The 18,219-nt window shown below is 75.0% G+C and carries 19 protein-coding genes; 6 read left to right on the top strand and 13 right to left on the bottom strand.

The features are described from left to right. The first annotated feature begins 98 nt into the window (after positions 1-98). From ACI799_RS16125 to ACI799_RS16115, 3 genes are read left to right on the top strand one after another with little or no spacing between them, the layout of a single operon-like run. On the top strand, positions 99-2,954 hold the full coding sequence (locus tag ACI799_RS16125; RefSeq protein ID WP_456613473.1) for an FAD-binding and (Fe-S)-binding domain-containing protein: 2,856 nt from the start codon (positions 99-101) through the stop codon (positions 2,952-2,954). 23 nt (positions 2,955-2,977) lie between these two features. Beyond that, positions 2,978-3,463: a cation:proton antiporter regulatory subunit gene (locus ACI799_RS16120; RefSeq protein ID WP_456590458.1), complete on the top strand. Its 486-nt coding sequence runs from the start codon at positions 2,978-2,980 to the stop codon at positions 3,461-3,463. 6 nt (positions 3,464-3,469) lie between these two features. Further along, positions 3,470-4,636, top strand: coding sequence for a cation:proton antiporter (locus tag ACI799_RS16115; protein WP_456590459.1), 1,167 nt, complete (start codon positions 3,470-3,472; stop codon positions 4,634-4,636). 4 nt (positions 4,637-4,640) lie between these two features. Here ACI799_RS16115 and ACI799_RS16110 read toward each other — a convergent pair whose 3' ends face one another. The 5 genes from ACI799_RS16110 to ACI799_RS16090 form a co-directional block, all read right to left on the bottom strand. Further along, positions 4,641-5,264 (bottom strand): GDSL-type esterase/lipase family protein, encoded by a 624-nt coding sequence (locus ACI799_RS16110; protein WP_456590460.1) that lies wholly within the window; start codon positions 5,262-5,264, stop codon positions 4,641-4,643. Between the two features lie 48 nt (positions 5,265-5,312). Next, positions 5,313-6,083 (bottom strand): crotonase/enoyl-CoA hydratase family protein, encoded by a 771-nt coding sequence (locus ACI799_RS16105; RefSeq protein WP_456600598.1) that lies wholly within the window; start codon positions 6,081-6,083, stop codon positions 5,313-5,315. 136 nt (positions 6,084-6,219) lie between these two features. Further along, the gene (fabG, locus tag ACI799_RS16100; RefSeq protein ID WP_456613472.1) at positions 6,220-7,527 is read right to left on the bottom strand and encodes a 3-oxoacyl-ACP reductase FabG; all 1,308 of its coding nucleotides are present in this window, start codon (positions 7,525-7,527) and stop codon (positions 6,220-6,222) included. Between the two features lie 17 nt (positions 7,528-7,544). Continuing rightward, positions 7,545-8,855 carry an AI-2E family transporter gene (locus ACI799_RS16095; protein ID WP_456613471.1) on the bottom strand — a complete coding sequence of 437 codons (1,311 nt, stop codon included), beginning with the start codon at positions 8,853-8,855 and terminating at the stop codon, positions 7,545-7,547. A gap of 53 nt (positions 8,856-8,908) precedes the next feature. Further along, the gene (locus tag ACI799_RS16090) at positions 8,909-9,307 is read right to left on the bottom strand and encodes an ankyrin repeat domain-containing protein (protein WP_456590464.1); all 399 of its coding nucleotides are present in this window, start codon (positions 9,305-9,307) and stop codon (positions 8,909-8,911) included. Between the two features lie 114 nt (positions 9,308-9,421). Here ACI799_RS16090 and ACI799_RS16085 point away from each other — a divergent pair, with 114 nt between their 5' ends. Next, positions 9,422-9,970: a GrpB family protein gene (locus ACI799_RS16085; RefSeq protein WP_456613470.1), complete on the top strand. Its 549-nt coding sequence runs from the start codon at positions 9,422-9,424 to the stop codon at positions 9,968-9,970. On the opposite strand, the gene ACI799_RS16080 is transcribed toward ACI799_RS16085, so the two are convergent. The 6 genes from ACI799_RS16080 to ACI799_RS16055 all read right to left on the bottom strand — a co-directional run bounded on the left by ACI799_RS16080 (position 9,952) and on the right by ACI799_RS16055 (position 13,442). Then, on the bottom strand, positions 9,952-10,389 hold the full coding sequence (locus tag ACI799_RS16080; RefSeq protein ID WP_456590466.1) for an N-acetyltransferase family protein: 438 nt from the start codon (positions 10,387-10,389) through the stop codon (positions 9,952-9,954). The genes ACI799_RS16085 and ACI799_RS16080 overlap by 19 nt on opposite strands. Positions 10,390-10,430: 41 nt before the next feature. Next, the gene (locus ACI799_RS16075) at positions 10,431-11,183 is read right to left on the bottom strand and encodes a dienelactone hydrolase family protein (RefSeq protein ID WP_456590467.1); all 753 of its coding nucleotides are present in this window, start codon (positions 11,181-11,183) and stop codon (positions 10,431-10,433) included. A gap of 166 nt (positions 11,184-11,349) precedes the next feature. Next, positions 11,350-11,790: a hypothetical protein gene (locus ACI799_RS16070; protein WP_456590468.1), complete on the bottom strand. Its 441-nt coding sequence runs from the start codon at positions 11,788-11,790 to the stop codon at positions 11,350-11,352. A 43-nt stretch (positions 11,791-11,833) separates the two neighbouring features. Beyond that, positions 11,834-12,352, bottom strand: a complete 519-nt coding sequence (locus ACI799_RS16065) for a hypothetical protein (protein ID WP_456590469.1) — start codon at positions 12,350-12,352, stop codon at positions 11,834-11,836. After that, positions 12,349-12,936 carry a hypothetical protein gene (locus ACI799_RS16060; protein ID WP_456590470.1) on the bottom strand — a complete coding sequence of 196 codons (588 nt, stop codon included), beginning with the start codon at positions 12,934-12,936 and terminating at the stop codon, positions 12,349-12,351. Before ACI799_RS16060 ends, ACI799_RS16065 begins: the two co-directional genes overlap by 4 nt. Before the next feature lie 38 nt (positions 12,937-12,974). After that, on the bottom strand, positions 12,975-13,442 hold the full coding sequence (locus ACI799_RS16055) for a PPOX class F420-dependent oxidoreductase (protein WP_456590471.1): 468 nt from the start codon (positions 13,440-13,442) through the stop codon (positions 12,975-12,977). Between the two features lie 76 nt (positions 13,443-13,518). Here ACI799_RS16055 and ACI799_RS16050 point away from each other — a divergent pair, with 76 nt between their 5' ends. Both ACI799_RS16050 and ACI799_RS16045 read left to right on the top strand, forming a co-directional pair. Continuing rightward, positions 13,519-14,880: an AI-2E family transporter gene (locus ACI799_RS16050; protein WP_456590472.1), complete on the top strand. Its 1,362-nt coding sequence runs from the start codon at positions 13,519-13,521 to the stop codon at positions 14,878-14,880. A gap of 113 nt (positions 14,881-14,993) precedes the next feature. Beyond that, on the top strand, positions 14,994-15,941 hold the full coding sequence (locus tag ACI799_RS16045; RefSeq protein WP_456613469.1) for a proteasome assembly chaperone family protein: 948 nt from the start codon (positions 14,994-14,996) through the stop codon (positions 15,939-15,941). 106 nt (positions 15,942-16,047) lie between these two features. On the opposite strand, the gene ACI799_RS16040 is transcribed toward ACI799_RS16045, so the two are convergent. Together ACI799_RS16040 and ACI799_RS16035 are read right to left on the bottom strand one after the other, a co-directional pair. Beyond that, positions 16,048-17,706: a catalase gene (locus tag ACI799_RS16040; protein WP_456590474.1), complete on the bottom strand. Its 1,659-nt coding sequence runs from the start codon at positions 17,704-17,706 to the stop codon at positions 16,048-16,050. Continuing rightward, positions 17,703-18,194 carry a Fur family transcriptional regulator gene (locus tag ACI799_RS16035; protein WP_456590475.1) on the bottom strand — a complete coding sequence of 164 codons (492 nt, stop codon included), beginning with the start codon at positions 18,192-18,194 and terminating at the stop codon, positions 17,703-17,705. Before ACI799_RS16035 ends, ACI799_RS16040 begins: the two co-directional genes overlap by 4 nt. Positions 18,195-18,219: the final 25 nt, after the last annotated feature.

The following is an 18,219-nucleotide window of genomic DNA, read 5'->3' as shown; positions in this document are numbered from 1 at the left end:
GTGGCCGGGCACCCCCGGGTGCCCGGCCACGGCCGTCCCCGGGTGCCGGGAGGGGGGTGGACGCGCCCGCCCCGGACGCGGGAGCGAGACTCGGCACCATGAGCGCACCGGCCCCCACGACGACGGGCACCGACGACGGCCGGTCGGTGGTGGCCGCGCTGCGGCGCGCCGGCATCGGCGACGTCGACGACTCGGGGCTGGCCCGCGCCCTCTACTCCTCCGACGCGTCGCTGTACCGCGTCCTCCCCCGGGCCGTGGTGCGGCCGCAGCACCCCGACGAGATCGTGGCGGCGCTCGAGGTGTGCCGCTCGCTCGGGGTGCCGCTGACCGCCCGCGGCGCGGGCACGTCGATCGCGGGCAACGCCGTGGGCACCGGCGTCGTGCTGGACACCAGCCGGTACCTGTCGCGGGTGCACGCGATCGACCCGGAGGCCCGGACGGCGACGGTGGACCCCGGCGTGGTCCAGGCCGCGCTGCAGACCGCCGCGCGCCCGCACGGGCTGCGGTTCGGCCCGGACCCCAGCACGCACAACCGCTGCACGATCGGCGGGATGATCGGCAACAACGCCTGCGGGTCCCGGGCGCTGGGCTACGGCCGGACGTCGGACAACGTGGTGGGGCTGGACGTCGTCACCGGCACCGGTGAGCGGCTCCGGCTCGGTCCGGTCACCGGGCCCGCGCCGGGCGTGCTCGAGGACCTGCACCGGCTCGTCGCCGGGCACCTCGCGACCGTGCGCACCGAGCTCGGCACCTTCGGCCGGCAGGTGTCGGGCTACTCGCTGGAGCACCTGCTGCCCGAGCGCGGCTTCGACGTGGCCCGGGCGCTGGTCGGCAGCGAGGGGACGCTCGCCGTCGTCCTCGGCGCCACCGTGCGGCTGGTCGCCGACGCTCCCGTCCGGGGGCTGGTGGTGCTGGGCTACCCGAGCATGGCCGACGCCGCCGACGCCACCCCCGGCCTGCTCCCCCACGAGCCCACCGCGGTCGAGGGGCTCGACCAGCGGATCGTGCAGCGGCTGCGCGACGTGCCCGCCGCCGTCGTCCCCGAGCTGCCGCGCGGCGACGGGTGGCTGATCGTGGAGCTGACCGGCGACACCGTGGCCGAGGTGCAGGGCAAGGCGCAGGGGGTGCTGGCCGACGCCGGCGCCCTGGACTCCCTCGTCGTCACCGACCCGGCCCACGCCGCGGCGATCTGGCGGATCCGCGAGGACGGCGCGGGGCTGGCCAACCGCACCTCCGACGGCCGGCCCGCGCACGCCGGCTGGGAGGACGCCGCCGTCCCGGTGGAGCGGCTCGGGGAGTACCTGCGCGGCTTCGAGGCGCTGCTCGACGGCCACGGGCTGCAGGGCGTGCCCTACGGCCACTTCGGCGACGGCTGCGTGCACGTGCGCATCGACTTCCCGTTCGGGGAGGGGCCCGACCGCGGCCGGTCGGCGTACCGGTCGTTCGTCGAGGACGCCGCCCGGCTGGTCGCCGGCTACGGCGGTTCGCTGTCCGGGGAGCACGGCGACGGGCGGGCGCGCAGCGAGCTGCTGCCGCACATGTACTCCCCCGCCGCCCTGGACCTCTTCGCCCGCGTCAAGGCGGTGTTCGACCCCGCCGACGTGCTCAACCCGGGCGTGCTGGTGCGCCCGGCACCGCTCGACGAGGACGTCCGGATCGCCGCTGCCCCGCCGCTGGTCTCGACCTCCCGCCGCCCCCTGGCGCTGGCCTACCGGCACGACGGCGGCGACTTCTCCGCCGCGGTGCACCGCTGCACCGGCGTCGGCAAGTGCCGGGCCGACCTGCAGTCCTCCGGCGGGGTCATGTGCCCGTCCTGGCCGGCGACGCGGGAGGAGAAGGACACCACCCGCGGCCGCGCCCGGGTCCTGCAGGAGATGCTCGCCCCCGGTGGGCCGGTGAAGGACTGGCGGGCACCGGAGGTGCACGAGGCGCTGGACCTCTGCCTGTCCTGCAAGGGCTGCTCGTCGGACTGCCCCACCGGCGTGGACATGGCCTCCTACAAGGCCGAGGTGCTGCACCAGTCGTACCGGCGCCGGCTGCGGCCGCGCGCCCACTACACGCTGGGCCGGCTGCCGTTCTGGTCGGACCTCGTGGCCCGGGCCCCGCGCCTGGTCAACGCGATGCTCGGCTCCGCGCTCGTCGGTTCGGTGGCCAAGTGGGGGGCGGGCATCGACCAGCGCCGGTCGGTGCCGCAGTTCGCCGCGCGCACCTTCCGGCAGCAGTGGGCCGACCAGCCGCTCCAGGGCGACGGCGCCCCGGTGGCGCTGTGGGTCGACTCCTTCACCGACCACTTCGCCCCGGAGGTCGCCGCCGCGACCGCCCGGGTGCTGACGGCCGCCGGCTACCGCGTCGAGGTGCCCGGCGCCGACACCTGCTGCGGGCTCACGTGGATCACCACCGGCCAGCTCGACAAGGCCAAGGGAATCCTCGGCCGCACCGTGCGGACGCTCGCCCCGCTCGCGGCGGCGGGCGTGCCGATCGTCGGCATCGAGCCCTCCTGCACCGCCGTGCTCCGCAGCGAGGCGCTGGAGCTGGTCGGCGGCGCGGAGGCCGAGCAGGTCGCCGCCGCCACCCGCACGCTCGCCGAGCTCCTGACGAGCACCCCGGGCTGGACGCCGCCGTCGCTGGACGGCCTGGAGATCGTCGCCCAGCCGCACTGCCACCACGCGTCGGTGCTCGGCTGGTCCGCCGACGCCCGTCTCCTGCAGGACGCGGGCGCCCGGGTGAACCGGCTCGGCGGTTGCTGCGGGCTGGCCGGCAACTGGGGCGTCGAGCGCGGGCACCACGACGTCTCGGTGGCGGTGGCCGAGCAGCAGCTGCTGCCCGCCGTCCGCGACCTGCCCGACGACGCCGTCGTGCTGGCCGACGGGTTCTCCTGCCGCACGCAGCTCGACCAGCTCGCCGGGCGGCGCGGACGGCACCTCGCCGAGCTGCTGGCGGAGCGACTGGCCTGATCCGGGTCTGCGACGATGCCCCGGTGGAGCTCGAGGAGACGCTGCTGCCCGGTGTGGGTGTCCGTTACCAGATGCGGACCCGCTCGGGTCAGGTGCTGGGCATCGTCGTGCAGCGGGAGGGCGGCGCGGAGATCGCGGTGTTCGACCGGCGCGACCCCGACCGCGCACGGGAGACGTTCCGGCTGGACCCGGAGGAGGTCGACGCCCTCGCCGAGGTGCTGGGCGCCCCCCGGCTGACCCAGCGGTTCGCCGACCTCTCCCGCGAGGTGCCCGGGCTGGAGTCGGCCCGGATCACCGTGCGGGAGGGCTCCCCGTACGCGGGCCGGAGCCTGGGCGACACCCGGGCCCGCACGCTGACCGGCTGCTCGGTGGTCGCCATCGTCCGCGGCGCCGACGTGGTCCCCTCCCCGTCACCCGCTGACCGGTTGTCCGCCGGCGACGTGCTGGTCGTCATCGGCTCCTCGGCCGGGCTGGAGCAACTGGACCGGCGGATCGCGGGCCAGGAGTAGCCCGCGGTGGACCACGTCGCCGCCCTGCTGCTCGAGCTGGGGCTGTTGTTCCTCGGCCTGTCCGCGCTCGGGCTGCTGGCCCGGCGCCTGGGCCTCTCCCCCATCCCGTTCATCCTCCTGGCCGCGCTCGCGCTGGGCGAGGGTGGCCTGGTGCCGGTGGAGAACGCCGCGCCGTTCCTGGAGGCGGCCGCGGAGATCGGCGTCGTCCTGCTGCTGCTCACCCTCGGCCTGGAGTTCTCCGCCACCGAGCTGTTCGCGTCGTTCCGCCGGCACGCGCCCTCGGGGCTGGTGGACCTGGTGCTCAACGGCCCACCGGGGTTCGTCGCCGGGCTGCTGCTGGGGCTGCCCTGGGAGGGGGCGCTCGCCCTGGGCGGGGTCACCTACATCTCGTCGTCGGGGATCATCGCGCGGCTGCTCGGCGACCTGGGGCGGTTGGCCAACCGGGAGACCCCGGCGGTGCTCTCGGTGCTGGTGCTCGAGGACCTCGCGATGGCGCTGTTCCTGCCGCTGCTCGTGGTGGCCCTCGCCGGCCAGGGGCCGATGTCGGCCGCGGCCGGGGTCGGGCTGGCCGTCGGCGCGGTGCTCGTGGTGCTCCTCGCGGCGCAGCGGCACGGCCCGCGGCTGGGCCGGTGGCTCACCCACGACGACGACGAGCAGGTGATGCTCCGGCTGATCGGGCTGACGCTGCTGGTCGCCGGCGCCGCGCAGGCGCTGGGGGCCTCGGCGGCGGTCGGGGCGTTCCTGGTCGGGCTGGCGCTGCCGGCGTCCTTCGCCGAGCGGGCCCGTGCCATCCTCGGCCCCCTCCGCGACCTGTTCGCCGCCACCTTCTTCGTCGCGTTCGGCCTGGCCACCGATCCGGGCGCCATCCTGCCGGTGCTGCCCGCCGCCCTCGCGCTGGCCGCGGTCACCACCGTCACGAAGATCGGCACCGGCTGGTTCGCCGCGAAGCGGGACGGCGTGGCCGTCCCCGGCCGGCTGCGGGCCGGCACCGCGCTGGTGGCCCGCGGCGAGTTCTCGATCGTGATCGCGGGGCTGGCGGTCGGCGCGGGGATCCCCGCGGTCGGGCCGGTCGCCACCGGCTACGTGCTGCTGCTCGCGGTGACCGGTCCGCTGCTCACCCGGTTCGTGGAGCCGGTGGCGGCCCGGCTCGTCCGGGCACCGGTCGGCGCGTGAGCGCTCAGGCCGCGGCGCCGTCCCGCCGGGCGCGGGCCGCGGCCAGCACGTGGGGCGCGAGCACCGCGGCGATGGCCGCGTAGCCGGCCGAGGACGGGTGGAACCGGTCGGCGGAGAACAGCGCCGGGTCGGCCGAGAAGGCGCGCGCCACCTCGGCGGCGACCGGCGCCACCGTGGCACCGCCGGTGGTGGCCACCTGCGACTGCCGCCGCTGGAGGACCGCGCAGGCTCCCCGGACCAGCGCCCGCAGCGCGGGCGGCACGAACGGGACCATCGACATGTCCGGCGCCGGGACCACCACGACGTCGGTGCCGCCCGCGCGGAGCGCGGTCACCGCGGCCGCGAGCGCGCTCGCGGCCTGCTCGACCGGCACGAACCGGGCGAGGTCGTTGGCACCGATGACGACGACGGCGAGGTCGGCGGAGAGCGGCTGGGCCCGGCGCGCCTGGTCGGCCAGCCCGGCCGAGACGGCGCCGGGGACGGCCATGACGTGCAGCTCGACGTCGAACCCGTCGTCGGTCAGCACGCGGGTCAGCCGCGGCCCCAGGGCGTCGGAGGGGCGGGCGGCCCCGGTACCGGAGGCGAGCGAGTCGCCGAGGACGACCAGGCGGAGAGGAGTGCGGGCCACACCGGGTCCAACAGGACCGGGAGGCCGGCTATGCCGGGCCGGGCTCGGTCAGCGACCGCGCCAGACCGGGGGCCGGCGCTCCGCGAAGGCCGCGGAACCCTCCCGGGCGTCCTCGGAGGCGAACACCGGCGCGACGAGCTCGTCGTGCCGCGTCCAGGCCTCGTCCGGCGCCCACCCCGGCGCCTGCTGCACGACCTGCTTGGTGGCCGCCACCGCCAGCGGACCGTTCGCGGCGATCACCTCCGCCAGGGCGACGGCCTCCGCGACCGCCGAGCCGTCCTCGACCACGCGGTTCACCAGGCCGACCGCGGCCGCGCGCTCCGCGTCGACCGGCTCACCGGTCAGCAGCAGCTCCAGCGCGACCGCGCGGGGCACCCGCTGCGGCAGCAGGAGTGCGGCCCCGCCGGCCGCGACGAGCGAGCGCTTCACCTCCGGCACCCCGAACCGGGCGCCCCGGCCCGCCACCACCAGGTCGCAGGCGAGCACCAGCTCGAAGCCGCCGGCCAGCGCCCAGCCCTCGACAGCGGCCAGCAGCGGCTTGCGCGGCGGGGTGCGGGTGATGCCGCACAGCCCGCGACCGGGGATCGCGGGGCTCTCCCCACGCAGGAACGCCTTGAGGTCCATCCCGGCCGAGAAGGTGCCGCCCGAGCCGGTGAGCACCCCCGCTCGCAGGCCGCCGTCGGCGTCCAGCTCGTCGACCGCGGCCGCGACCGCCCGGGCGACGTCGGCGTCGAGGGCGTTGCGCGCGGACGGCCGGTTGATGGTGATCACCTGGACGGCGCCGCGGCGCTCCACCAGGACCTTGTCGTCGTCGACCATGACGCCTCCTCGGCGATGGGGAGAAGCGCGCGGGGCCGGGCAGCCGGTGCGGCTGCCCGGCCCCTGCTGAGCGGATGGAACGGCCCCTCTGCCCCCCACCGCTCGCTCCGCTCGCGGTGGGGGGCAGGGGGTCCGCTCAGGCCTTCGGGCCGCCGGCGGCGTAGACGACCTGGCCGGAGACGAAGCCGGCGCCCTCGCTGACGAAGAAGGACACCAGGTGGGCGATGTCCTCCGGCTTGCCCGTGCGGGCCACCGGGATCTGCGAGGCCGCGCCCTTGATGAAGTCGTCGAACGGGATGCCCATGCGGTCGGCGGTCGCCTTGGTCATGTCCGTCTCGATGAAGCCCGGGGCGATGGCGTTGGCGGTGACGCCGAACTTGCCCAGCTCGATCGCGAGGGTCTTCGTGAAGCCCTGCAGACCGGCCTTCGCGGTCGAGTAGTTCGCCTGGCCGCGGTTGCCCAGCGCGGAGGTGCTGGACAGGTTGACGATCCGACCCCACTTCTGGTCGATCATGTGCTTCTGCGCGGCGCGCGTCATGAGGAAGGCGCCCCGCAGGTGCACGTTCATGACGATGTCCCAGTCGGAGTCGCTCATCTTGAACAGCATGTTGTCGCGGAGCACACCGGCGTTGTTGACCAGGACGGTCGGCGGGCCCAGCTCCGTCGCGATCCGCTCGACGGCGGCCTCGACCTGCGCGGAGTCGCTCACGTCGGCGCCGACGGCCAGCGCCCGGCCGCCGGCGGCCTCGATCGCCTCGGCGGTGCCCTTGGCCGAGCCCTCGTCCAGGTCGAGGACCGCGACGGCGAATCCGTCCTGCGCCAGCCGCTGGGCGGTCGCCGCGCCGATGCCGCGGGCCGCGCCGGTCACGATGGCCACGCGGGACGCGCCCGTGGTGCCTGCCTCGCTCATGTGAGTTCCCTTCGTCTCGGATGCCGGCGGTACCGGGGCGGAGGGCCCCGGTCCGCGGCGGGCTGCGCCCGACACGTTACGGCCGCCGGTTGCGGCCACGGTCACAAGGTCCGGTGCCGTGTCCTGCGCACCCGCCCGGACGACGTCGACCCGGTCGAACCCCTCGGCGACCGACGGCGGCACGAACCGCGCCCGGGTGGCGTGGACGCCCACCAGTGGCACGCGGGCCCGACCGGTACGGGCGTCGTTGCGGGCCAGGCAGACCTCCAGGGGCGTGTCCAGCCACACCGCGCGCACGGGCACGCCGGCCTCGCGGGCGAGGGTGACGAGCGGTGCGCGCTCCGCCGGTGAGGGGTTGGTGTTGTCGACGACGACGCTGCGCCCCGCGGCCAGGAGCTCGGCGACGACCCGCTGCTGGCGCGCCTCCCGGCGCCGGGCGTTCGGCCACTGGTCCTTGCTGACGACGACGTGGCTGCCGGCCAGGTGGCGGGCGGTCCAGGTGCTCTTCCCGCTGCCCTGCAGACCGGCCAGCACGACCAGCTCCTGCCCGGTCAGCCCCGGCCCGCCGGGGTGGCCGCCGCGTGGTCGGTCTCCTCCACCTCGGCGGCGGACGACCGGCGGTGCGGGTGGTGGTGCAGCCGCCGCATGGACGCCAGGGCGGCGTGCCGGTCGGCCATGCGCCGCCGGGCCCGCATCGTGCGCGGGGCGCGCGGCTCCTCCCGCAGCAGGGCGTCCAGCCAGTGGCCCCGGGGATCGACGTCGACCAGCAGGGCCTTGACCAGCAGTGTCAGCGGGATGGCGAGCAGCGCGCCCAGCGCGCCGAGGACCCAGCCCCAGAAGAGCAGGGCCACGAACGTCACCGTCATCGACAGGCCCACCGAGTCACCGACGAAGCGGGGCTGGATCAGGGTCTGGACGACGAAGTTCAGCAGCGAGTAGACGACCAGGATCGCGATGAAGTCGCCCCAGCCGCCGGCGAGCAGCCCGAGCACGGCGGGCGGCGCGACCCCCAGGACGAACCCGATGTTGGGCACGTAGTTGGTGATGAAGGCGAGCAGCCCCCACAGCGGGGCGGCCGGCACGTCCAGCAGCGCCAGGGCGATCGTGTCGCCGATCGCGACGATCGCCCCGAACACCGTGCTCACCAGCAGGTAGCTGCGGGTGCCCCGGGTGAACAGCCGCAGCGCCACCGGCAGGTGGGGGCGCTCGGCGCCGATGAGGGCCAGCCGCCGGCCGAAGCCGCTGCTCTCGATGCCCATGAAGACCAGCGCCGACAGCAGGAGCAGCAGGGTGGTCGCCGCATCCGTGAGCCGGCTCAGCAGGTCGGTGGCCAGCCCCACCAGCGAGCCGTAGTCGATCTGCTCGACGAGGTCCGACAGCTGACCGGAGACGATCCCCCGGCTGTTGAGGTCGGCGACCACGTCGTTGATCAGCAGCTGCGCCCGGTCGGCGTAGTCGGGCAGCAGCGCGGCGAACTGGGCGACGGCGGCCACCAGCAGCGCGACGAACGCCAGCAGCACCGTCCACACGAGCAGCAGCAGCACGGTGGTGGCCAGCCAGCGCGGCACGCCGATGCGGCGCAGCCACCCCTGCACCGGGGTCAGGGCGATGACGACGACGAGGGCCAGGAACACCGGCGCCACGAGCCAGGCGATCGCCTGCAACCCGGCGATGGCGATGGTGGCGGCGGCGGCACCGCCCACCAGGAGCAGCCAGCGCGGCAGCCCGGGCTCCGGAGCCGGGACCACCGCCGCCGGGTCGGGCCCGGCCGGCTCCGGCGCGCCGGCCGGTGCCGCGTCCTGCCGGTCCGGCCGGATCAGCGGCAGCGGCCCCGTCTCCGGCAGGTCATCTCGTGCTGGCATGCCCGCCTCCCCCTCGGTCGCGCCCGGGCGCACCGGCTCCGCCGACCCGCCGGTCAGTCGCGGGCGGCCAGCAGCGCGGTCATGGCCGGCAGGTCGAAGAACGCCGCCGTCTCGCGGGCGCTGGGGCCACCCGCGTCCGGATCGGCCCCGGCCGCGAGCAGCCGCTGCACGGTCTCGGCCGACTGCTTGAAGACCGCCGCGGCCAGGGCCGTCTGGCCGCGGTCGTTGGCCCGGCCGTGGTCGGCGCCACGCTCCAGCAGGGCGGCGACCGTGCCGCTGTGCCCGTGGTAGGCGGCGAGGATGAGCAGGGTGTCGCCCTTGTCGTTGGTGAGGTTCACCGGGACGCCGGCGTCCACGTACGCCACGAGCTCCTCGGTGTGCCCGCCGCGGGCGAGGTCGAAGACCCGTCCGGCGAGTTCGATGACTCCGGGATCGATCGGCTGGCCGCTCACCCGACCCAGGGTAGGAGACGAGCGGCCGACGGCTCCGCAGGCCAGTCCGTCCCCGCCGTCCCGGACGTCCCGGACGCGGCCCGGCCCGTCTCCGCCGGCACTACGCTGACCGTCGTGGCGGCCGGCTCGCACCTGGAGTCGGTGCTGGTGGGCGCACCCGAACCCGCGGTGATCGTGCTCCAGGAGGACCACCGGGCCTGGGCGGCCCGCTTCCGCCAGGTCCGCGACGAGGTTCTGGCCGTCCTCGGTGACCGGGTGGTCGACGTCCTCCACATCGGGAGCACGGCGGTTCCCGGGCTGGCCGCCAAGCCGGTGGTGGACGTCCTGGTCACCGTTCCCGACGTCGCGGACGACGACGCCTACGTCCCTGCCCTGCGGGCAGCAGGATTCGCTCTGCGCGTGGTCGAGCCGGGGCACCGGATGCTCCGCACCCCGGCCCGGGACGTGCACCTGCACGTGCGCGCGACCGGCGACCCGGCCGTCACCGACCACCTGCTCTTCCGTGACCGGCTGCTCCGCTCTGCGGCCGACCGGCAGCTGTACGAGCGGACCAAGCGAGACCTCGCCACCCGGCGGTGGGCGGACATGAACCACTACGCCGAGGCGAAGTCCGCCGTCGTGCGCGAGATCCTGTGCCGGGCACGTCAGAGCGCCAGCTTGTAACCCGCGTGCGAGTGGACGAAGCCCAGCCGTTCGTAGAACCGGTGGGCCTCGCGGCGGGCGAGATCGGTGGTCAGCTGCACCAGCGCGCACCCCTGGCGGCCCGCCTCCGCGATCGCCCACCCGAACAGTGCCGTCCCGAGGCCCGTGCCGCGCCGGTCCGGCCGCACGCGCACGCTCTCGATCTGCGCGCGCAGGGCTCCTCCGCGGGACAGGCCCGGGATGACCGAGAGCTGCAGGGTGCCGACGACCGCGTCGCCGTCCGCGGCCGTCACCAGCAGCTGCGCCGGATCGCGCTCGATCCGTCGGAACGCCGCCCGGTACGGCGCCAGGTCCGCGGCCCGCTCACGTGCCCCGCCGATCGGGTCGTCGGCCAGCAGCACCACCAGGGCCGGGAGGTCGGCTGCCGTCGCCGGCCGCACCCGTACGGTGCTGCCGGGCAGCGGTCCCCACGCCGGCCCCGTCACGGCCGGGCGACGCGGTCGGTGAGCGACAGGACGTGCGCCCAGGCGTCGCGGCAGGCCTCTGCCCAGGCGTCGTGCGACCGGTCGAAGAACGAGTGCGGGGCGCCCTCGTAGACGACGAGGTCGACCTCTGCCCCGGCCGCGCGCAGCCGGTCGGCCAGGGCCCGCTGCTCCGGCACCGGCGTCACGCTGTCGGCGCCGGCGACCAGCATCACCGTGGGCAGCCGCGCCCGGTCGGCGGCGTCCCCCACCAGCGACGGGCGGCCGTAGAAGCCGGCGCAGCCGGCCAGGTCGAGGTCTCCACCGGCCAGCCGCCACGAGTGGCTGCCGCCGAAGCAGAAGCCGACCGTGACCACCGGCAGCTCCGCGCCGGCCCGCTCGCGCAGGTGGTCGATCGCGGCGGCGACGTCGTCGTCGATCCCCTCCGGCGTCGTGCGCGGGATGTGCGCCTGCCAGTCGAAGTCCTCGGGCCGGACGCCGTCGGCGCAGACGCCGGCGGTGCGCCCGAACCAGTCGATCGCGACCGCCGCCAGCCCCGCCTCGGCGAACCGCTCGGCCAGGGCGACGTAGTACGGGTGCAGGCCCCGGATGTCGGGGAGCACGACCACCCCCGCGCGCGCGGGCTCCGCGGGCAGCGCGGTGGCGGCCGTGAAGCAGGCGCCGTCAGCGGCGGTGAGCGTGGTCGTGGCGCGTTCGCGCACCGGCCCGCTGCGCGGCGGGGCGGGCGGACGGCTGTCGTGGTCGTGGCACATGCGGTGTTCCTCCGTCCAGCTCCCGGCCGCGGGTGGCCGGCGTCCTCACCCTCCGGAGGCCGGCGCCGGGTCGCACCGGCCGACGGTGGCCGACGGTGGCCGACCGCCATCCTCGCCGTCCCGCCGCTCCCCCGCTGGGCGGGCGCTGCACGCAGCAGCGGGCCGCTCAGTGGGCGAGGAAGACGTCGTGCTCCGCACACTCCGCGGGGACCGTGACACCGGCGACCTCGTGCGGGCCCGGTTCGACCGTTCCGGACGAGTGCTCGAGCACGAAACCGCCGCTCACCTCGACCTGGTCGCCGAGCGCGGCGGTGCCGTGGCCCGGGATGCTGACGGTCAGGGGATCGTCCTCGACGACCTCGGTGCCGTGCGGCCACACGATGACGTAGCCGCTCGCCCCGAGGCAGCCGCCGACGACCTCCAGCCGGCCGCCACCGAGCGCGTCCATGCCCGCCTCCGCGCGCTCGGCGACGAGAACGGTCGCTCCCCCGGCCCGGACGACCTCGCCTCCGCAGCCACCGAGCGCGAGCGTGACCGCCAGGACGGCCAGCAGCCGGTCGACGCGCCCGCGGGCCGCACTCGTCACGTGCGGTCCGACGATCGGCACGGAGCCTCCGTTCCCGTCACCCCGGGGGGACGACGGGGTGCGCTCAGCCGCGGAGCAGGACCGCGACCCCCACGCAGCCGGCGGCCCACAGCCCGCTCGCCAGGGTGCCCACGATGAACCGCTCGGCGGCCGCCGGCGCGCGCAGTTCGGAGAACCGCCCCAGCCCCTTGATCGCGAGGACGACGGCGAGCCCCTCGGGCCAGCCGACCAGCAGCGTGCTCGCGATCGCCCCCCGCTCGAGGACGCCGATCCATGCCCCGCCGCGGAGGATGTCGGGATCCTGCGGGCCCCCGGACACCCCGGCGGCGGCCGGGTCGGCGGCGTGCAGCACCGCCGTCGCCACCGGTCCCCCACCGGTGACCGCCGCCAACGCGGCGAGCAGGGCGCCGGCCTGCGCCGGGCCACCGCTGCTCTCGGCCGGCCAGGCGAAGGCGGCGGCGACAGCCAGCGCTACCACCAGGGCGATCGCGCCGGCGGCGCCGGGCGTCCGCTCGCCGCGGAAGGACAGGACCAGGCCGGCCAACCCGGCCAGCCCGAGGAGCAGCAGGACCGCGGTGGTCATCCGGCCGCCCTCGCCAGGAGCCGGGCGGCCGTCGGCCGCAGCTCGCGCTCCAGCTCCCACGAGGCGGCAGCCAGGCGCTGGCCCACCGCCTGCCGCGAGACGCCGAGGGCTGCGGCCGCCTCGGCCTGGGTCCGTCCGGCCTCGACCAGCTCGATCGCCTCCCACGCCTGCTCGCTACGCCGGCCCACCAGCACCGCCAGCGCACCGAGCACCGCCTGTGCGTCGCCGGCGTCGGCCGGGACCGCCCCGCGCACGGCCAGCCGCACCGGCCGCTGCTTGGCCGCGTCGACGGCCCGGCGGGCGCAGAGGAAGGCCGGCCCGGCAGCGGCCCGGGTGCTGGCCGGCAGCGGCTCCTGGACCGCCCCCGCACCGATGCCGATGCTCCAGCCGCCCAGCCGGACGAGGCGCAGGGCGACGTCGACGGCGGCGTCGGGCTCGCCGAGGACGCCCTGGAACTCGTCCCCCGCCGTCCGTTCGAAGGCCAGGACGGTGGGGACGTCGGCGTTGAGCTGCGCCAGGACGTCGCCGACCCGGTCGGGCCCCCGCCGGCTGGCCCGTTGGTCGATGGTCAGCACGTACGGCACCGCGAAAGCCTTACACCTTTCTCTGGATGAAGCAAGGATCAGAGCTTGTCGGCCACATCGGCCGGGAACCCCCCGGTGGCGATCGGCCCCCAGCCGGTGACGGTGATGCGCAGCAGCGCCTTGCCCTGCCGCGCCATGGCCGCGCGGTACTCCGCCCAGTCGGGGTGCTCCCCGCTGATCGACCGGTAGTAGTCGACCAGCGGCTCCAGCGCCTCGGGCAGCTGGAGCACCTCGGCCTCGCCGTCCAGCTGCACCCAGGGGCCGTCCCACTCGTCGGAGAGGACGCACAGGGAGACCGACGGGTCGCGTCGCGCGTTGGCGACCTTGGCCCGCTGTGGGTACGTGGACACGACGACGCGGCCCTCGGCGTCGACCCCGCAGGTGACCGGCGAGAGCTGGACCCCACCCTCCCGCCGTCGGGTGAGCAGCACCGCACGGTGCCGGGGGCGGAGGAAGTCCACGAGGGACGCCCGGTCGACCCGGTCGGTGGTCGCGATCTTCGGCATGCCTGCACGCTACGACGCGGGTGTGATGATCGTTTCCCGCCCGGTCAGGTGCGTGCATCTGTGTTGAGATCGCAGCATGAGGATCCGCTTGCCCGGTCGCACCGAGCCGCCACCGGACGAGACGGCCGACGACGTCGAGCCGGACGAGCCCACCCCCTCCGCCGGGGTCGTGCCGGCCACGCACGCGCCGGTGCCGACCACCGAGCGGGGCGAGCGCCTCCAGCGGGCGAGCCGACGGCTGGCCATCGCCTCGGGCGAGCTGCTGCTCATCGTCGGCGGGGTGATCGTGCTCGGCTACGTCCTGGGCAAGCTCTGGGTCATCCTGCTGCCGGTCGTCCTGGGCCTGCTGTTCACCACCGTGCTGTGGCCGCCGACCCGGTTCCTGCGCAACCACGGCTGGCCGGCCGCGCCGGCCGCGATCACCGTCCTGCTCACCTTCTTCGCCGCCTTCGGCGGGATCATCGCGCTCATCGCCCCTCCCGTCGTGGGCCAGGTCGAGGAGCTCGCCGAAGGCGTCAGCGTCGGCCTGGAGCAGCTGCAGGACTGGCTGACCGGGCCGCCGTTCAACCTAGGCGAGGAGCAGATCGGCAGCGCCGTCGACCAGGCGATCAACACGATCCAGGGCAACGCCCAGAACATCGCCGGCTACGCCGTGACCGGCGCCACCGCGATCGGCGGCCTGCTGATCAACCTGGTGCTGGCGCTCGTGCTGACCTTCTTCTTCCTCAAGGACGGCCCCCGCTGGGTGCCGTGGCTCGCCGCGCAGACGGGCCAGCCGGCCGCCCCGCACGTGGCCGCGCTCTCCTACAAGACGTGGTCGACGCTCTCGGAGTTCATCCGCCAGCAGGCCATCGTCGGGTTCGCCGACGCGTTGTTCATCGGCCTGGGCCTGTGGATCCTCGACGTCCCGCTGGTGCTGCCGCTGGCGGTGCTGACCTTCTTCGGCGCGTTCGTCCCCATCATCGGTGCGTTCGTCGCCGGCGGTTTCGCGGTGCTGATCGCGCTGGTCGACCAGGGCTTCACCACGGCGCTGATCGTGCTGGGCATCGTGATCCTCGTGCAGCAGATCGAGGGCAACGTCCTGCAGCCGATCCTGCAGGGCCGCGGGCTCAACCTGCACGCCGCCGTGGTGATCCTGGCCGTCACCGCGGGCGCCAGCCTGGCCGGCATCATCGGCGCCTTCCTCGCCGTCCCGGTGACCGCGCTGATCGCCGTCTGCTACCGGTACGCGCGGGACCAGCTCGACGGGAAGTCCCCCGAGGTCCTCCCCGACGGCACGCGCGCGCAGATCGTCGACGACCCGGCCGGTGCCCGCCTGTCCCGGGAGCAGGCCGACCCGCCCGGTCATGACGGCGGGCAGGAGCCCAGCGCCACGCAGCCGCGCGGCACGGGCGCGACCAGTACGGAGGCCAGCGAGGAGGACGCGGCCACCCGCTGAGCGCCCGGACGGGTGGTGGCGACGGCCCGCCGGGAATGCGGCGGGCCGTCGCGCGGCTGTAGCGGCCAGCGCGACCCGGCCTCGCGCCGGACGACCCGACAGGAGGTGCCCCCGTGGCCCAGCGACCGGAGGACCTGGTCGAACTGCTCCCGGCGGCGGAGCCGTTCCTCACCCGCGAGGCGGCCGTCGACGACCCGGCCGAGCGCCGGGGCCTCGTGCTGGTGCACGACCTCGCCGGAGACTTCGATGCCGCGTCGGCGGGCACGCTCGCCGGCGCCCATCTGCTGGCCGGGCTGCCGCACGAGGTCATCGCCCGCTTCGACGCCGACAGCCTGATCGACTACCGGGCCCGACGTCCCCGCATGACCTTCAACGCCGACCGGTACGAGGGCTTCACCGCCCCGGAGATCGCGCTCTACGCCGTCGAGGACGACGCCGGCGAGACGTTCCTGCTCCTCCACGGCGCCGAGCCCGACTACGCCTGGGAACGGTTCGTGGCCGCGGTCGGCATGCTCGTCGAGCGGCTCGGCATCACCTCCGTCGCCGCGCTCCAGGCGATCCCGATGCCGGTGCCGCACACGCGGCCGGTCACCGTCACCGCCCACGCCACACGACGGCAGCTCATCGAGTCCTATCCGGTGTACTGGGGCGAGATACGCATCCCCGGCAGCGTCTCGGCCCTGCTGGAGCTGCGCATGGGCGAGGCCGGGGTCGACGCCTTCGGCGTGGCCGCGCACGTCCCCCACTACCTCGCGCAGGCCACCTACCCCGCCGCCTCGCTCACGCTGCTCGAGCACCTGGAGCAGCTCACCGGGCTGCGCCTGCCCACCGAGTCGCTGCGCGAGGCGGCCGAGCTCCACCGCTCGGAGGTCGACGCGCAGATCGCCCGCTCGGCGGACAACGTGGCCGTCGTCGCCGCCCTGGAGCAGCAGTACGACTCGTTCACCGCCGCCCGCGAGGGCACCGACCTGCTGGGCGGCGCCGGCGAGGTGCCCAGCGCCGAGGAGCTCGGCGCCGAGTTCGAGCGGTTCCTCGCCGACCAGGACCGCAAGCGCGACTGAGCGGTACGCCCCGTCGTCCCAGGACGACTCGGCACGGCAGAAGGCCGACGGGCCGCGACCGGGATGATCCCGGTCGCGGCCCGCCGCGGTGGTGCTGTGGTGCCTGTCAGGCGACGACCACGCGCTCGTTCGGCACGCAGTGCGTCATGACGTGACCGGTCACGTCCCGCGGACCGTTCTTGCCGAGGTTGGCCGCGCGCTGCAGCTCCTCCTCGGACAGGGTCTGCGTCTGCAGCGGCTCCAGGCCCCGGACATCGTCGGCGGAGATGCCGAGGGCCTCGCCGACCCGCTGGCCCCACTCGTCGTCGCACATGAAGAAGTGCCAGACCATCCGCTCCTGGATCTCGCGGCGGCACTGCTGCAGGGCGCCGACCAGGTTGGTGACCAGGTCGTCCTTCTCCCACTGCTCGGAGAGCTGGTAGCGCTCACCGGCCTGCTTGTAGTCGTTGGTGCGCGGGATCCGCTTGCGGGTGAGCCGGCCGGTGATGACCGGGCCCTGCTCGTCGTGCGTGGGGTAGGTGTCCTCACGCAGGCCGCCGGTGATCGACGGCTCGTAGTTGACGTGCGGGTTGTCACCCACGATGTCGCGGCCGTAGGACATCGGGCCGCCCTGCTGGTTGGTCCGGACCTCGACCTTGGGCCGGTTCACCGGCAGCTGCAGGTAGTTCGGGCCCACCCGGTAGCGCTGGGTGTCCGAGTAGGAGAACGTCCGGCCGACCAGCATCTTGTCGTCGGAGAAGTCCAGCCCGTCGACCAGGACGCCGGTACCGAAGGCGATCTGCTCGTTCTCGGAGAAGAAGTCCTCCGGCATCCGGTTGAGGGTCATCGTCCCGACCTTGCGGAGCGGGAAGACCTCCTCCGGCCACACCTTGGTGTCGTCGAGCGGGTCGAAGTCGAGCTCGGGGTGCTCGTCGTCGCTCATGATCTGCACGTGCAGGTCCCACGACGGGAAGTCGCCGGCGGCGATCGAGTCGTAGAGGTCCTTGGTGTGGGCACCCAGGGTCTGCGCCTGGATCTTGGCGCCGTCCTCGGCGGTGTAGGACTTCACGCCCTGCTTGGGCAGCCAGTGGTACTTGACCAGCACGGTCTCGCCCTGGGCGTTGACCCACTTGTAGGTGTTCACGCCGAAGCCCTGCATGTGCCGGTAGCTGGCCGGCAGGCCGCGGGGGCTGAAGACCAGCGAGACCATGTGCATGGCCTCGGGGGTCTGGCTGAAGAAGTCGAAGGCCCGCTCGGCGACGCTGGCCTCGAAGGTGACCGGGTCGGGCTTCTGCGAGTGGATGAAGTCGGGGAACTTGATGGCGTCCCGGATGAAGAAGACACCCAGGTTGTTGCCGACGAGGTCCCAGTTCCCGTCCTCGGTGTAGAACTTCACGGCGAAGCCGCGCGGGTCGCGCGCCATCTCCGAGGAGTCCCGGCCACCGGCGACGGTGGAGAACCGCAGCGCGACGTCGGTGCGCTTGCCCTTCTCCTGGAACAGCTTGGCGCGGGTGTACTTGCTGACCGGCTCGTCACCGACGGTGCCGTCGGCCTCGAAGTAGCCGTAGGCGGTCACGCCGCGGGCGTGCACCACGCGCTCCGGGATGCGCTCCCGGTCGAAGTGGCTGATCTTCTCGAGGAACTGGTAGTTCTCCAGGGTCGCGGGGCCACGGGCGCCCACGGTGCGCTGGTTCTGGTTGTCGTAGACCGGGTGGCCCTGACGGTTGGTCAGGACCGGCTTGCCGGCCTGGCTGGGCGCCGTGCCCTGCGATGCGACGTCGGTCATGCTCCTGCTCCTCCTCGGATGTGGTGCTGGTGTTCGACCTGCATGGAGTCGGTGCCTGCCGCGACCTCCCGGTCACGGCTCCGACAGGTGGCGCAGAGCCCCCAGAACACGACCTCGGCCTCGTCCACGACGAAGCCGGCGGTGTCCGACGGGCTCAGACAGGGGGCCGCACCCACGACGCAGTCCACGTCGGCGACCGCGCCGCACGCGCGGCAGACCAGGTGGTGGTGGTTGTCCCCCACCCGCAGCTCGAACAGCGCGGGCGCCCCGGCGGGCTCGATCCGGCGGGCGATGCCGGTGGAGACGAGGGCCTTCAGCACGCCGTACACGGCCTGGGGGGACAGCGAGGGGTGCAGCTGCCGCGCGCCGGTCACGATCGTGTCGGCGTCGGCGTGGGGATGATCGGCCAGCACGCTCAGCACCGACAGGCGGGGCCGCGTCACGCGCAGCCCGGCCTCCCGCAGCTCGTGCGCCCAGGTCGTCTCCATCGAGAACCATCCAACGCGCTTTTCT

This window comes from Blastococcus sp. SYSU DS0753 (assembly GCF_054051175.1).
Note: the sequence above shows the minus strand (reverse complement) of the source record. Positions and strands in the feature narration are given on the sequence as shown.

Excerpts from the sequence above, each read along its gene's own strand:
- ACI799_RS16125 (WP_456613473.1), top strand. The coding sequence starts at position 99 with ATGAGCGCACCGGCCCCCACGACGACGGGCACCGACGACGGCCGGTCG.
- ACI799_RS16105 (WP_456600598.1), bottom strand. The coding sequence starts at position 6,083 with ATGGTCGACGACGACAAGGTCCTGGTGGAGCGCCGCGGCGCCGTCCAG.
- ACI799_RS16095 (WP_456613471.1), bottom strand. The coding sequence starts at position 8,855 with ATGCCAGCACGAGATGACCTGCCGGAGACGGGGCCGCTGCCGCTGATC.
- ACI799_RS16075 (WP_456590467.1), bottom strand. The coding sequence starts at position 11,183 with ATGTGCCACGACCACGACAGCCGTCCGCCCGCCCCGCCGCGCAGCGGG.
- ACI799_RS16065 (WP_456590469.1), bottom strand. The coding sequence starts at position 12,352 with ATGACCACCGCGGTCCTGCTGCTCCTCGGGCTGGCCGGGTTGGCCGGC.
- ACI799_RS16055 (WP_456590471.1), bottom strand. The coding sequence starts at position 13,442 with ATGCCGAAGATCGCGACCACCGACCGGGTCGACCGGGCGTCCCTCGTG.
- ACI799_RS16050 (WP_456590472.1), top strand. The coding sequence starts at position 13,519 with ATGAGGATCCGCTTGCCCGGTCGCACCGAGCCGCCACCGGACGAGACG.
- ACI799_RS16040 (WP_456590474.1), bottom strand. The coding sequence starts at position 17,706 with ATGACCGACGTCGCATCGCAGGGCACGGCGCCCAGCCAGGCCGGCAAG.
- ACI799_RS16035 (WP_456590475.1), bottom strand. The coding sequence starts at position 18,194 with ATGGAGACGACCTGGGCGCACGAGCTGCGGGAGGCCGGGCTGCGCGTG.